This is a genomic window from Pseudomonas entomophila, from assembly GCF_029478665.1.
Lineage (GTDB): Bacteria > Pseudomonadota > Gammaproteobacteria > Pseudomonadales > Pseudomonadaceae > Aquipseudomonas > Aquipseudomonas entomophila_F.
On sequence record NZ_JARPQB010000076.1, the window covers coordinates 1 to 11,687 of the forward strand.

General features: G+C 64.2%; 15 protein-coding genes. 6 read left to right on the forward strand and 9 right to left on the reverse strand.

Annotation, left to right across the window (positions count from 1 at the left end; all coding sequences use genetic code 11):
- The first annotated feature begins 92 nt into the window (after positions 1 to 92).
- Both P5705_RS25045 and P5705_RS25050 read left to right on the forward strand, forming a co-directional pair.
- Positions 93 to 521: a DUF411 domain-containing protein gene (locus P5705_RS25045; RefSeq protein ID WP_277463553.1), complete on the forward strand. Its 429-nt coding sequence runs from the start codon at positions 93 to 95 to the stop codon at positions 519 to 521.
- Entirely contained in the window at positions 521 to 958 is a 438-nt protein-coding gene (locus tag P5705_RS25050) for a YqaA family protein (protein ID WP_277463554.1), read from the forward strand. The genes P5705_RS25045 and P5705_RS25050 overlap by 1 nt, the downstream gene beginning before the upstream one ends.
- 101 nt (positions 959 to 1,059) lie before the next feature.
- Here the strand turns inward: P5705_RS25050 and P5705_RS25055 are convergent, their stop codons facing one another.
- The 6 genes from P5705_RS25055 to P5705_RS25080 all read right to left on the reverse strand — a co-directional run bounded on the left by P5705_RS25055 (position 1,060) and on the right by P5705_RS25080 (position 6,576).
- Positions 1,060 to 1,644, reverse strand: a complete 585-nt coding sequence (locus P5705_RS25055; RefSeq protein ID WP_277463555.1) for a DinB family protein — start codon at positions 1,642 to 1,644, stop codon at positions 1,060 to 1,062.
- A gap of 11 nt (positions 1,645 to 1,655) precedes the next feature.
- Positions 1,656 to 2,756, reverse strand: coding sequence for a cell division protein ZapE (zapE, locus tag P5705_RS25060; RefSeq protein WP_277463556.1), 1,101 nt, complete (start codon positions 2,754 to 2,756; stop codon positions 1,656 to 1,658).
- A 139-nt stretch (positions 2,757 to 2,895) separates the two neighbouring features.
- The gene (locus P5705_RS25065) at positions 2,896 to 4,044 is read right to left on the reverse strand and encodes a PQQ-dependent sugar dehydrogenase (RefSeq protein ID WP_277463557.1); all 1,149 of its coding nucleotides are present in this window, start codon (positions 4,042 to 4,044) and stop codon (positions 2,896 to 2,898) included.
- 21 nt (positions 4,045 to 4,065) lie between these two features.
- Positions 4,066 to 4,365, reverse strand: coding sequence for a hypothetical protein (locus P5705_RS25070; protein WP_277463558.1), 300 nt, complete (start codon positions 4,363 to 4,365; stop codon positions 4,066 to 4,068).
- A 136-nt stretch (positions 4,366 to 4,501) separates the two neighbouring features.
- Positions 4,502 to 5,473: an agmatinase gene (gene speB / locus P5705_RS25075; RefSeq protein WP_277463559.1), complete on the reverse strand. Its 972-nt coding sequence runs from the start codon at positions 5,471 to 5,473 to the stop codon at positions 4,502 to 4,504.
- Positions 5,474 to 5,496: 23 nt separating this feature from the next.
- A complete protein-coding gene (locus P5705_RS25080; RefSeq protein ID WP_277463560.1) occupies positions 5,497 to 6,576 on the reverse strand; it encodes an extracellular solute-binding protein in 1,080 nt (359 codons plus the stop codon).
- Between the two features lie 102 nt (positions 6,577 to 6,678).
- Here P5705_RS25080 and P5705_RS25085 point away from each other — a divergent pair, with 102 nt between their 5' ends.
- Positions 6,679 to 7,569 (forward strand): LysR family transcriptional regulator, encoded by an 891-nt coding sequence (locus P5705_RS25085; RefSeq protein ID WP_277463561.1) that lies wholly within the window; start codon positions 6,679 to 6,681, stop codon positions 7,567 to 7,569.
- Positions 7,570 to 7,642: 73 nt separating this feature from the next.
- A complete protein-coding gene (locus P5705_RS25090; protein ID WP_277463566.1) occupies positions 7,643 to 8,113 on the forward strand; it encodes an LEA type 2 family protein in 471 nt (156 codons plus the stop codon).
- Positions 8,114 to 8,116: 3 nt separating this feature from the next.
- Here the strand turns inward: P5705_RS25090 and P5705_RS25095 are convergent, their stop codons facing one another.
- Positions 8,117 to 9,040, reverse strand: coding sequence for a carbon-nitrogen hydrolase family protein (locus tag P5705_RS25095; protein ID WP_277463562.1), 924 nt, complete (start codon positions 9,038 to 9,040; stop codon positions 8,117 to 8,119).
- 117 nt (positions 9,041 to 9,157) lie between these two features.
- Positions 9,158 to 9,421 carry a hypothetical protein gene (locus tag P5705_RS25100; RefSeq protein WP_011534642.1) on the reverse strand — a complete coding sequence of 88 codons (264 nt, stop codon included), beginning with the start codon at positions 9,419 to 9,421 and terminating at the stop codon, positions 9,158 to 9,160.
- Positions 9,422 to 9,549: 128 nt separating this feature from the next.
- Between P5705_RS25100 and P5705_RS25105 the strand changes: the two genes are divergently transcribed.
- Positions 9,550 to 9,870, forward strand: coding sequence for a DUF883 family protein (locus P5705_RS25105; RefSeq protein ID WP_277463563.1), 321 nt, complete (start codon positions 9,550 to 9,552; stop codon positions 9,868 to 9,870).
- A gap of 7 nt (positions 9,871 to 9,877) precedes the next feature.
- Here the strand turns inward: P5705_RS25105 and P5705_RS25110 are convergent, their stop codons facing one another.
- Positions 9,878 to 10,495: a tRNA-(ms[2]io[6]A)-hydroxylase gene (locus P5705_RS25110; RefSeq protein WP_252091038.1), complete on the reverse strand. Its 618-nt coding sequence runs from the start codon at positions 10,493 to 10,495 to the stop codon at positions 9,878 to 9,880.
- Positions 10,496 to 10,651: 156 nt separating this feature from the next.
- Here P5705_RS25110 and P5705_RS25115 point away from each other — a divergent pair, with 156 nt between their 5' ends.
- Positions 10,652 to 11,515, forward strand: a complete 864-nt coding sequence (locus tag P5705_RS25115) for a universal stress protein (RefSeq protein WP_044488240.1) — start codon at positions 10,652 to 10,654, stop codon at positions 11,513 to 11,515.
- The last annotated feature ends 172 nt before the right edge of the window (positions 11,516 to 11,687 follow it).

Here is an 11,687-nt window from a genome sequence, read left to right on the forward strand (position 1 = left end):
ACGCTAGATTCTAGAAATTGAGCAAGACAGTTGCTCCTACAGGGCCCGCGCGAAATCAACCCGATGTGTTTTTGTTTCACAGGAGCTTCACCATGCTGCGCAAACACCTGCTCACCCTCGGCCTGCTGGCCATCACCGGCCTGGCCCAGGCCGCCGAGACCATCGACGTCTACCGCGACCCCAACTGCGGATGCTGCAAGGAATGGATCAAGCACCTGAGCGATAACGGTTTCACCGTCAACGACCACGTCGAGGCGAACATGAGCGCGGTCAAGCAGCGCCTGGGAGTCGCGCCGCGCCTGGCCTCCTGTCACACCGGGGTGATCAACGGCAAGTTCGTCGAGGGCCATGTGCCAGCCGAGCAAGTACGCCTGCTGGCCAAGCGCAATGATCTCAAGGGCATCGCGGTGCCGGGCATGCCCATGGGCTCGCCGGGCATGGAGATGGGTGATCACAAAGATGCCTACCAGGTCATCGGCGTGACCCATGACGACCAGGACACCGTGGTCGCCAACTACTGATGCTCAGTCTCTGGGCGCTGTTCCTCAGCGCCTTCGGCGCCGCCACCCTGCTGCCACTGCAATCCGAAGCCGTGCTGGTCGGGCTGCTGATCCGCGATCCCCATGCCTGGGCGACCTTGCTGCTGGTCGCCACCCTGGGCAACGTGCTGGGGTCCATCGTCAACTGGGTGCTGGGCCGGGCCATCGAGCACTTGCGCGATCGTCGCTGGTTCCCGTTCAGCACCAGCCAGCTTGAGCGCGCCCAGCAGCGCTACCAGCGTTGGGGACAGTGGTCTTTATTGTTGAGCTGGATGCCGGTGATCGGCGATCCGCTCACGCTGATCGCCGGGATCATGCGCGAACCCTTCTGGCGCTTCGTGCTGCTGGTGACCTTGGCCAAAGGCGGACGCTATATCGTGGTGGCGATCATTACCCTGGGCTGGTTTCGCACCGCGTGACACCTTGGCGCCGGTTCCCCTGTAGGAGCCGGCTTTGCCGGCGAACACCGGCCTCGCCGGTGCCAGCCTCCGCGTTGTCTGCCTCGCCGGCAAGCCGGCCCTTACAGGGGCGTCCAGATCTGCGCCTCGCTCCAGCCCAACTCAGCGAAATCATCGGCCCGCAGCGCCGCTTCCTCCTCACAGAAGAACTCATCCAGTTGCGGTGGCTTCACCGCCGTGTCACTGAGCATCGCATGCACCTGCCCGCGATGATGGATCTGGTGTTCGAACAGGTGCGACAGCAAGCGCAAACGCAGCTCACGCTGCACCCGGTCCGGCCGCACGATGCTCACGTAACGCGCCAGCTGGTCATCACTCAACTGTCGGCAATAGGCGATCAACCGCTGGTCGGCCTGGGCCTGCTGGGTCTGCAGATCGGTGCAGGTGGCGAATGGCTGTTCCGGCTGGAAGAAGCGCTCGCCGTCTGGATCCGGCGCCTCGCCACGCTGCTCGCACTCCAGCGCGTCGAGGTAGAACCAGTCCACCGTCAGCAGATGATTGAGGGTGGCCTTGATCGAGGGAAAAAAGCTGCAACGGGGGGCGACGAACTCGTCCTGGGTCAGTTGCAGGCAGGCCTTGTACAGGCGGTGGTTGGCCCAGCCGTTGTTGTAGGCCTGGGTCAGCAGATGATGCGACAGCGGCTCCATGGTCGGCTCCTTCAGGCGAAGCGTTGCAGTTGCATCTCCCGTAGCCGGCTCAGGGTCCGTTGGTACGGGAACGCCAGATACCCTTGAGTGTAGAGCGCTTCGAGCGCAACCTCGGCCTCCAGGTACAAGGCCACCCGGCGGTCGTAGCATTCGTCGACCAGGGCGATGAAACGGCGCACGCTATCATCCTTGGGGGCCAGGGTGGGGAGCGTGCGATCCCCTGCCTCGACCCGCGCGGCGCCATCCTCGGTGCCGCGGGCGATGCGCCCGGCCTGCTGAACGCCCCCCAACGCCGGTATGCCGCTGACCAGGATCACCTGGAAACGGTCGCACAAGGCCATGAAGTCCATTGCCGCCAGGGGCTGCTCGCACAGGTCGGCGAAACGGCACCAGATGGCCTGGTCGCTGCGCCGAACGACATGGATCTGCCGAGAGCCGAGCTGCAAGGGCCGGTCATGGCCGTGGTCGTCCTGGCTCAGTTGTTGAAACACCGCCTCCAACGCGCTCGGCTGCCCCGGCTCGCTGATCCAGTAACGCGGGTGTCGCACCCCAGGATGCAGGCGGTGGTCCTGTTCACCGGCCACCGCCAGCACACGCATGTGCCGCTCGATGGCCGCGATGGCCGGGAGGAAGCGCTCGCGGTTGAAGCCATCGCGGTACAGCTGTTCGGGGGGCTGGTTGGAGGTGGCGACGATCACCACGCCCTGGTCGAACAGCACCTGGAACAAGCGACCGAGGATGATCGCATCGCCAATATCGCTGACGAACAATTCGTCGAAGCACAACACGCGAATTTCACAGGCCAGCTCCCTTGCCAGGGCTTTGAGCGGGTCGGCGGTGCCATTGAGCTGGAACAGCCGCTGGTGGACCCAGGCCATGAAGTGGTGGAAATGCTGGCGCCGGGCGGGCATCTCCAGACACCGGTGGAACAGGTCCATCAGCCAGGTCTTGCCACGGCCGACCGGGCCCCAGAGGTACAGGCCCTGGGTTGGCTCGCCTGTACGCAGGGCGTCGAAACACGCCTGTAACGCGGCGACGGCGGTGGCCTGGGCAGGGTCAGGGACGTAGCCCCGTTCGCCAAGGGCCTGCTGGTAGAGGGATTCGGGGGTCATGCCGGGGCGCCGGGAAAGAAACCGCCATGGTACGACAGTGACAGCCTCTTCGCAGAACTGCATCGCCGTCAAGCTCAGCGCCGTACGTGTAGGAGCCGGCTTTGCCGGCGAATGGGCCAGCACAGCCGAAGCAAATCTGTCAGCTCTCCCCCAACCCCACCTTCAGCAATGCCCCATCCTTGGCATCGGTCAATACATACAGGTATCCATCCGGCCCCACCCGTACATCACGGATCCGCGCCTTCAGGTCCCCGAGCAAGCGCTCTTCATGCACCACCTTGTCACCCTCGAGCTGCAGCCGGATCAGCTCCTGGCTCGCCAGCGCCCCGATGAACAGGTTGTGGTCCCAGGCCTTGAACGTCGGGCTGTCATAGAACGCCATGCCACTGATGCCCGGCGACTTCTCCCATACATGGTGCGGGTCGACCATGCCATCGACGTGCTTGCCCTTGGCCTCTGGAATCGGCAGCAGCGAGTAGTTGATGCCATGGGTCGCGATCGGCCAGCCATAGTTCTTGCCCGGCTCGGGAATGTTGATCTCGTCACCACCCCGCGGGCCATGCTCGTGGGTCCACAGCTTGCCGGTCCAGGGGTTGAGCGCCGCGCCCTGCTGGTTGCGGTGGCCGAACGACCAGATCTCCGGGCGCACATTGTCACGGCCGACGAAAGGGTTGTCCTTGGGGATTTCGCCATCGGGCAGCAGACGCACGATCTTGCCCTGCAGCTTGTCCAGGTCCTGCGCCGTGGGGCGCTGGTTGTTCTCGCCCAGTGCAATGAACAGGTAGCCATCGCGGTCGAACACCAGGCGTGAGCCGAAGTGGTTGCCCTCGGACAGCTTGGGCTGCTGGCGGAAGATCACCGTGAAATGGTCGATACGCGCCAGATCCTGTGAAAGCTGGCCACGGCCAACCGCCGTACCCGCCTTGCCGTCGTTGCCCGCCTCGGCGAACGACAAATACACCGTGCGATCCTTGGCGAAGTCCGGCGACAGGACGACATCGAGCAGCCCTCCCTGTCCTTCGGCCCAGACCTTGGGCACGCCGGAGAGCGGCGGCCCTACCTTGCCGTCCGTGCTCACGACGCGCAGGTTGCCCGGCCGCTCGGTGACCAGCATGCCCTTGCCATCTGGCAGGAACGCCAGCGCCCAAGGGTTGCGCAGGCCGTCGGCCAGGGTGCTGACAGTCAACCGACCCTCCTCGCTGGGAAACTGCTGCTCGGGTGCGGCCTGGGCCAGCAGGGGAAACAGGCTGGCAGCGGCCAGGGTGGTCAACCAGCTACGTGGCGTCATGTTCGATTCCTTCGAAAGGGCTCAGGGCACGCGTTGCGAGTCGCGCGGTGGCCGGGTGGGTTCCAGGTTCGGGGTCTGTTGCTGGCGACGCAGGTTTTCACCGTTGCCAATGCCGCGATTATCGAGTGTCGGTGGGCGCGGGATCGGCTGGGTGGAGGCGCCGGGCACAGGAGGCGTGGCGGGCACGCTGCCTTGCCGGCTATTGGGGTTGGCGCGCATGATCGGGCTGTTGTAGGGGTTGTTGCTGTCGTTGGCGGCCAGTACCGCCGGCGGCAAGGCCAGCAGCAGGCCAAGCGTCAAACACGTGAATGTCGGATTCATGCTTCACCTCCGCTACGAAAAGGCGCGCCTCAGCGTTGGATAGCCTAAGGCGCGCGGGGTTCGATGCAACCGTCGAGATAATTCTCGATGTTTCAACCCTCTCCCCCGTAGGAGCCGGCTTTCCGGCAAACCGCTGTTAAACCGCCCCCTCCTTGTCCACCTTGTGCCGCGCCGCATAAAGACAGAGCATCTCCATCGCCAGCGTCGCCCCCGCCAGCGCGGTGATATCGGCGTGGTCATAGGCTGGCGCCACCTCCACCAGGTCCATCCCCACCAGGTTGATCCCGCGCAACCCGCCCAGGATCTCCAGCGCCTGCACCGTGCTCAGCCCCCCACAGACCGGCGTACCGGTACCAGGCGCGTAGGCCGGGTCCAGGCAGTCGATATCGAACGTCAGGTACACCGGCCGCTCGCCAACCCGCTGGCGAATCGCCGCGACGATCGCCTCGGTGCCCTGGCGATGCACCTGCCGCGCATCGAGGATGGCGAAGCCCTGGCTGTCGTCGTTGGTGGTGCGCAGGCCGATCTGCACCGAATGCGCCGGATCCACCAGCCCTTCCCGGGCGGCATGCCAGAACATGGTGCCGTGATCGATGCGCTTGCCCTCCTCGTCCGGCCAGGTATCACTGTGCGCGTCGAAGTGGATCAACGCCAGCGGGCCATGTTGGCGGGCATGGGCCTTGAGCAGCGGGTAGCTGATGAAATGGTCGCCGCCGAGGGTCAGCATGGCGCAACCGGCATCGAGGATGCGCTCGGCATGGGCCTGGATACTGCCGGGTACCGACTCTGGGGTACCGCTGTCGAACGCGCAGTCGCCATAGTCGATCACCGCCAGGTGGTCGAAGGGGTCGAACGCCCAAGGCCAGTGCCGGGCCCAGGCCTGCTGCACCGAGGCCGCGCGGATGGCCCGCGGCCCGAAGCGCGCACCCGGGCGGTTGCTGGTGGCGGTGTCGAACGGCACTCCGCTGACTACCACATCGACACCGCGCAGGTCGCGGCTGTAGCGGCGCCTGGAGAAACTGGTGATACCGGCATAGGTGCTCTCGGCGGCCGTGCCGTAGAGGCTGTCACGGGTGATGGCCTGGTCGTTGTCCTGGGCGAGATCCACGGTTTGTCTCCTGTTGTGATTTTTTACTGACGGCTGCGGAAAGCGGTCCACAAGCGGTTGCGCTGGCGCAAGTCGGAGAGCGCCATGCTGCGGTCGGCGAACAGCCGTTGGCGCACGTCGGCAGGCGGGTAGATGTCCGGGTCGTTGCGGATCGCCTCGTCCACCAGCGGCGTGGCGGCCTGGTTGGCATTGGCGAAGAACAGCGTGTTGGTCAGCGCCGCCACCGAGTCGGGGCGCAGCATGAAGGCGATGAAGGCGCGGGCGGCCTCAGGGTGCGGAGCGTCCTTGGGGATCACCAGGTTGTCTTGCCACACCAGCGTGCCCTCGCGAGGGATGCGATAGACCAGCTCGAATGGCTTGCCAGCACGGCGCGCCTGGTCGGCGGCCATGGCCGCGTCACCGTTATAGGTCAGCGCCAGGCAGACACTGCCATTGGCCAGGTCGTTGATCTGGCGGCCGTTGGCCACGTAGCTGATCGACGGCTGCAACTGCTGCAGCAAGGCTTGGGCAGCGTCCAGGTCAGCCTTGTTCTGGCTGTAGGGGTCCTTGCCAAGGTAGTTGAGGGTCAGGCCGATCACTTCCTGGGGTGAGTCGGGCATGGCGATGCCACAATCCTTCAGGCGGCTGGCATATTCGGGCTTGAACAACAGGTCGAGGCTGTCCAGCGGTACATCCCCCAGGCGCTGGCGGACCGCCTCGACATTCACCCCCAGGCCCAGGGTGCCCCAGGTGTAGGGCACGGCGTAGCGGTTGCCCGGGTCGGTCTCGGCCAACTTGGCCAGCAGGTCCTTGTCGAGGTTGGCGTAGCCCGGTAGCGCCTGGACGTCGAGCGGTTGCAAGGCGCCGGCCTTCAGCGCCCTGGCCAGCACGGTGGCCGAGGGCACCACGACGTCATAGCCGCTACGGCCGGTGAGCAGCTTGGTCTCCAGCACCTCGGTGGTATCGAAGGTGTCGTAGCGCACCTTGTAGCCGGTCTCTTTTTCGAAACGCTCCAGAGTTTGCGGGGCGACGTAGTCGGCCCAGCTGTACAGGTTGACGACCTTTTCCTCGGCTTGCAGTGGCAAGGCGAGCAGCAATGGGAGCAGGCACAACGTTCGATGCATGGCGGACACCTCGGCAAAAGGGTGGATGCCGCCAGCATGCCTGCCGGGTTACATTGCAAAAATGGCAACTTTGCGAAGCTGACATTCACCAGGAGCAATGTGATGCTCGGACAACTGCACGACCCGGACCTGCACCTGCTGCGGCTGTTCGTCACTGTAGTCGAGGCCGGCGGCTTCAGTGCCGCCCAGGGCGTGCTGGGGTTGAGCCAGCCCAGCATCAGCCAGCAGATGGCGCGGCTGGAAACTCGCCTGGGCTATCGCCTGTGCAGCCGAGGTAAAGGTGGCTTTCGCCTGACCGAAAAAGGCGAACTGCTGCTGCAGGCGACCCAGGGCCTGTTGCTGCAGATCGAACAGTTCCGCCAGCAAGCCAATGGCGTGGCCGGCCGATTGCTGGGTACGGTGCGCATCGGCCTGGCCGAGAACCAGGACCAGCGCATCACCCTGTGTATCGCCCAGGCCGTTGCGCGCTTTCGCCAGCGCGAAGAATCCGTGCAGTTGGAACTGACCAGCGCCCCGCCCGCCGAGCTGGAACGCCTGCTGCTGGAACAGCGCCTGGACTGCGCGATCAGCTACTTTTCGGGCACGCAGGCCGCATTCGACTATGTACCGTTGTTCGACGAACGCCAACGGCTCTATTGCGGCAAAGCGCATCCGTTGTTCGACGCCCGGGACATCACCCAGGATCAGCTACTGGAAGTCGATCAGGTGCGCCATCCCTATCGCTTTCTCAAGCAGGGTGAGCCCTTCCAAAGCCGGTACAGCATGGCCGTGGCCGAGCAGATCGACAGTGCGCTGACGTTCATCCTTTCGGGCCAGCATATCGGTTACCTGCCATGCCACTGCGCCGCACCTTGGGAAGCACAGGGGTTGCTCCGGGCGCTGGATCCGCGGCTTGACTTCGTGGTGCCGTTTACCTTGGCCCGGCATCGCGGGCAGATGCCGGGGGAGGCCCAGCAGGCCTTCGTCGAGGATCTACTGGCGGTATTCGAATGAAGGCCCACCCTTTCAACCCCGCCGTGCATTTGCCACACTGCCGACTTGCCCGTGAACCAAGGCCGTGAAAACCATGCTTGTGCGCTGCTGCCTGATCCTGCTGTTGACCCTTGGCCTGAATGCCTGCGCCCTGTTTCAGGGCCGTGACCCGCTGAACATCAGCGTGGTCGGCATCGACCCCTTGCCCGGCCAGGACATGGAGTTGCGCATGGCGGTGAAGATCCGCGTGCAGAACCCCAACGAAACGCCGGTCGACTTCAACGGCGTGGCCCTCACCCTCGAGGTCAACGACCAACCCCTGGCCGCTGGCGTGAGTGATCAGCGTGGGCATATCGGCCGCTATGACGAGGCGATGATCGTGGTGCCGGTCAGCATCACCGCCTTCGCCTTCCTGCGCCAGGCCTATGGCCTGAGCCGCGTGGATTCGCTGCAGGGCCTGCCCTATGTGCTGCGCGGCAAGCTGGCCGGTGGCCCGCTGGGCACGGTGCGCTTCACCGACAAGGGCAGGCTTGACCTGCCCAAGGCTGCAAGCGCGGGCTGGTGATCCTCAGCCGACGAAACGCACACCAGGGCGTGGGCGTTCGTCCACGCTGAGCTCGAAGACATCCGGCCGCGCATAGTGGCCGACCACATCGAAGTCGTAACGGGCACGCACCAGCTCGTCGGTATCGATTTCGGCACAGACGAGCCCTCGCGCGCCCACCAACGGCCCGGCCAGCACATCGCCCAGCGGGCCGACGATCAGGCTGCCACCGTTGATCAACGGCCGCTCGGCCGGCCAATTGGCCACCTCCATGCCAAGCGCTGCGGGCGAGTCCTGCACCTGGCAGGCACTGATCACGAAACAGCGCCCCTCCGCCGCGACATGGCGCATGCTCACCTGCCACAACTCACGCTCATCCACCGTCGGCGCGCACCACAGTTGCACGCCCTTGGCGTACATGGCTGTGCGCAGCAAGGGCATGTAGTTCTCCCAGCACACCGCGGCACCAATACGCCCGGCGCGGCCGTCGACCACTGGCAGCGTGGAACCGTCGCCCTTGCCCCAGATCAGGCGTTCGGTGCCGGTCGGCATCAGTTTACGATGCTTGGCCACCAGCCCAGCTTCAGGTTCGAAGAACAGCACGGTGCAGTACAGGGTATTGCCGCTGCGCTCGATCACTCCAAGCACCAGGCTCGCTCCCGTGCGCGCCGACAGCCCGGCCAGGGCAGCAGTCTCGCTACCAGGCACGTCGATTGCATTGGCGAAATAACGGGCGAAGGCTTCGCGACCCTCGGGCAGGCGGTAGCCCAGCTGAGTACCGAAGCCTTCCCCTTTTGGGTAGCCACCGAGCAGGGCTTCCGGCATGACCACCAGGCTGGCGCCGGTCTCGCGGATAGCCTGCTCGTAGCCGAGGATCTGCTCCAGGGTGGCCGCCTTGCCCTCAGGCAGCGAACCGATCTGCAGGGCAGCGACGATGGACTTGGGCATCTTGGAAACTCCTGTCAGGGGAAGGTCAGGAAGATTCTCCGACACCCGCTATCGGCGCAACAGTGGCGTGATGGACCCACTGGCGGAACAGCGCCGTACTCGAGATGTTCGCCTGACTCAGCGGCTGGCGTTGGCCGCAGCCATCATCTTGTTGACTTCGCTGCGCACCAGTTGAGTGAACTCGGGCGGCGACATGCCGTCCAGTTCGGCGCGTACCCAGTCAGCCCACTTGCTCTTGCGTCGCGGCTTTTCCGCAATCAGCCGCGCTGCCTCGCCCTTGGCCTTGCCAAGATTGCTCTGCCAGTATTCGAACAGACGCGCCTTTTCCGCCTCGATCTGTGCCCGTTCCTGGAAGCTCATGTTGGCCAGATTGAAACTCATGGGTAATACCTGCCGCTGGAAAATGGGCGCTATCTTACACGCTGGCGGCTCGGCACGGGAAAGCCGCTGCAACTTTCCCGACGTCGCGGCATCCACTGTTCAACCCCACTCGCCACGAGGATGTGTACATGGCCAGGAAAACCGCCGCATCAAACGACAGTGAACAGATCAAGGATCAGGTATTCAGCGAGCTGCAGGCGTTGATCGAGGAATCGGAGAAACTGCTTACCGAGAGCGTTTCGCTGGTCGGTGAGGAAGCCGACACCCTTCGCGCCCAACTGGGCCTGAAGCTGCGCCAGGCGCGCGATGCCACTGGCCGGTTGGGGCAACGGGCCCAGCCGGTGGTCGACGCCACGCAGGAGTACATTGGCGGGCACCCCTGGCAGACCGTGGCGATCTCCGCGGGTTTCGGCCTGGTGGTCGGCCTGCTGCTGGGCCGTCGGCAGTAAACGCCGATCAGGCAGCCAGCGCCATTGGGATACCGCTGTGGAAGCGCAGTTCCTGGTCAGGTGACATGATCAGCTGCGCTTCCGCTTCGCGTACTTGCTCGATGACACGCGCGATGTCCGCCTCTTCACCATAGTGATGGGCCAACTTCAGGTAGCCCTGATAATGCCGAGCCTCACTCTTCAGCAAGCCGTGGTAGAAGGTGCCGAGTTCTTCGTCCAGGTGCGGTACCAGTGCGGCAAAGCGCTCGCAGCTGCGCGCCTCGATGAAGGCCCCCACCACCAGCGTATCCACCAGTTTGACCGGCTCATGGGCACGTACCAGGCGGCGCAGGCCTGAGGCGTAGCGCCCCGCCGACACCGGGCGCAGCGGCACGCCTCGGCGCTTCATCAACCGCAGCACTTGCTCGTGGTGCACCAACTCCTCGCGGGCCAGGCGCGACATCATGTTGATCAGGTCGAGGTGCGTGTTGTACTTGGCGATCAGGCTCAACGCCGTGCTGGCAGCCTTGAACTCGCAGTTCTTGTGGTCGATCAGCAAGGTCTCCTGGTCGGCCAGCGCCGCCTCGATCCAGGCGTCAGGGGTACGGCAGCCCAGGAAGGCGTCGATTTCGGGAATCAGGGACATAACACTCACAATCACACAAGACACTGGCAGGACCGGCGATTATACCGGCGGCGACGTCGAGTGCCAGTGGCTATGCTTGATGCATGTCAACCGGCGGCAGGAGGAGCGCCGTCTATAGTCAGGCATTGGCCGCCATTGAGAAGGGAGTTCACGCCCATGCAAGCCGTCCGCAGCATCCTCGTCGTCCTCGACCCCGAGCACGCCCACAGCCGCGCCCTGACCCGGGCGAAACTGATTGCAGGCGTGACCGGTGCCCGCCTGCATCTGCTCATGTGCGACAAGAAGCAAGACCACAGTGCCTTGCTCAGCCTGCTGAGTAGCCAGTTGCACGACGATGGCTATGACAATGTCACCCATGAGCAGCATTGGAAGGAAAGCCTGCACGAATCGATCATCCATGTGCAGCAGGCGGAAGGCTGTGAACTGGTGATCAAGGAGCATCGTCCAGATAATCCGCTGCGCAAGGCATTGCTGACGCCCAATGACTGGAAGCTGCTGCGCCAGTGCCCATGCGCGGTACTGATGGTCAAGAGCGAGCGGCCCTGGATGGGCGGCAAGATTCTTGCGGCCGTGGATGTGGGCAACCAGGACGAGGATCATCGCCGGTTGCACGCCAGTATCATCGACCATGGCTATGCCATTGCCAGCCTGGCCAAGGGTGAACTGCACGTCATCAGTGCCCACCCCTCCCCCATGCTGTCGGCATCCGACCCGGTGTACCAGCTCACCGAGACCATCGAGCAGCGCTATCGGGAAGCCTGCAAGGCGTTCCAGGCGGAGTTCGATATCAGCGACGATCGCCTGCATATCGCCGAAGGGCCTGCGGATGTACTGATCCCTTATACCGAGAAACAGTGTGATGCCGTGGTGACCATCATTGGTACCGTGGCGCGCACCGGGATTTCCGGTGCCCTGATTGGCAATACCGCGGAGGTCGTATTGGATTCGCTGGAGGGTGACGTGCTGGTGCTCAAGAGCGAAGAAGCAACGGCACACCTGGCGGAGTTGGCACGAGGGTAAGAGCCGGCTTGCCGGCGAAGGACGTTACGCGGTGGGTGGCACCGGCATAGCCGGTGTTCGCCGGCAAGGCCGGCTCCTACGAGGGGAAGATTTTTCCGGGGCACAAAGACAAAACCCCTACCTGCATGCGCAGATAGGGGTTTTGCGAAATGAATCTTGACGATGACCTACT

What these genes read in the sequence shown, in the direction of transcription:
- P5705_RS25045 (WP_277463553.1), top strand. Translation starts at nt 93, where the DNA reads ATGCTGCGCAAACACCTGCTCACCCTCGGCCTGCTGGCCATCACCGGC.
- P5705_RS25050 (WP_277463554.1), top strand. Translation starts at nt 521, where the DNA reads ATGCTCAGTCTCTGGGCGCTGTTCCTCAGCGCCTTCGGCGCCGCCACC.
- P5705_RS25055 (WP_277463555.1), bottom strand. Translation starts at nt 1,644, where the DNA reads ATGGAGCCGCTGTCGCATCATCTGCTGACCCAGGCCTACAACAACGGC.
- zapE (WP_277463556.1), bottom strand. Translation starts at nt 2,756, where the DNA reads ATGACCCCCGAATCCCTCTACCAGCAGGCCCTTGGCGAACGGGGCTAC.
- P5705_RS25065 (WP_277463557.1), bottom strand. Translation starts at nt 4,044, where the DNA reads ATGACGCCACGTAGCTGGTTGACCACCCTGGCCGCTGCCAGCCTGTTT.
- P5705_RS25070 (WP_277463558.1), bottom strand. Translation starts at nt 4,365, where the DNA reads ATGAATCCGACATTCACGTGTTTGACGCTTGGCCTGCTGCTGGCCTTG.
- P5705_RS25080 (WP_277463560.1), bottom strand. Translation starts at nt 6,576, where the DNA reads ATGCATCGAACGTTGTGCCTGCTCCCATTGCTGCTCGCCTTGCCACTG.
- P5705_RS25085 (WP_277463561.1), top strand. Translation starts at nt 6,679, where the DNA reads ATGCTCGGACAACTGCACGACCCGGACCTGCACCTGCTGCGGCTGTTC.
- P5705_RS25090 (WP_277463566.1), top strand. Translation starts at nt 7,643, where the DNA reads ATGCTTGTGCGCTGCTGCCTGATCCTGCTGTTGACCCTTGGCCTGAAT.
- P5705_RS25095 (WP_277463562.1), bottom strand. Translation starts at nt 9,040, where the DNA reads ATGCCCAAGTCCATCGTCGCTGCCCTGCAGATCGGTTCGCTGCCTGAG.
- P5705_RS25100 (WP_011534642.1), bottom strand. Translation starts at nt 9,421, where the DNA reads ATGAGTTTCAATCTGGCCAACATGAGCTTCCAGGAACGGGCACAGATC.
- P5705_RS25105 (WP_277463563.1), top strand. Translation starts at nt 9,550, where the DNA reads ATGGCCAGGAAAACCGCCGCATCAAACGACAGTGAACAGATCAAGGAT.
- P5705_RS25110 (WP_252091038.1), bottom strand. Translation starts at nt 10,495, where the DNA reads ATGTCCCTGATTCCCGAAATCGACGCCTTCCTGGGCTGCCGTACCCCT.
- P5705_RS25115 (WP_044488240.1), top strand. Translation starts at nt 10,652, where the DNA reads ATGCAAGCCGTCCGCAGCATCCTCGTCGTCCTCGACCCCGAGCACGCC.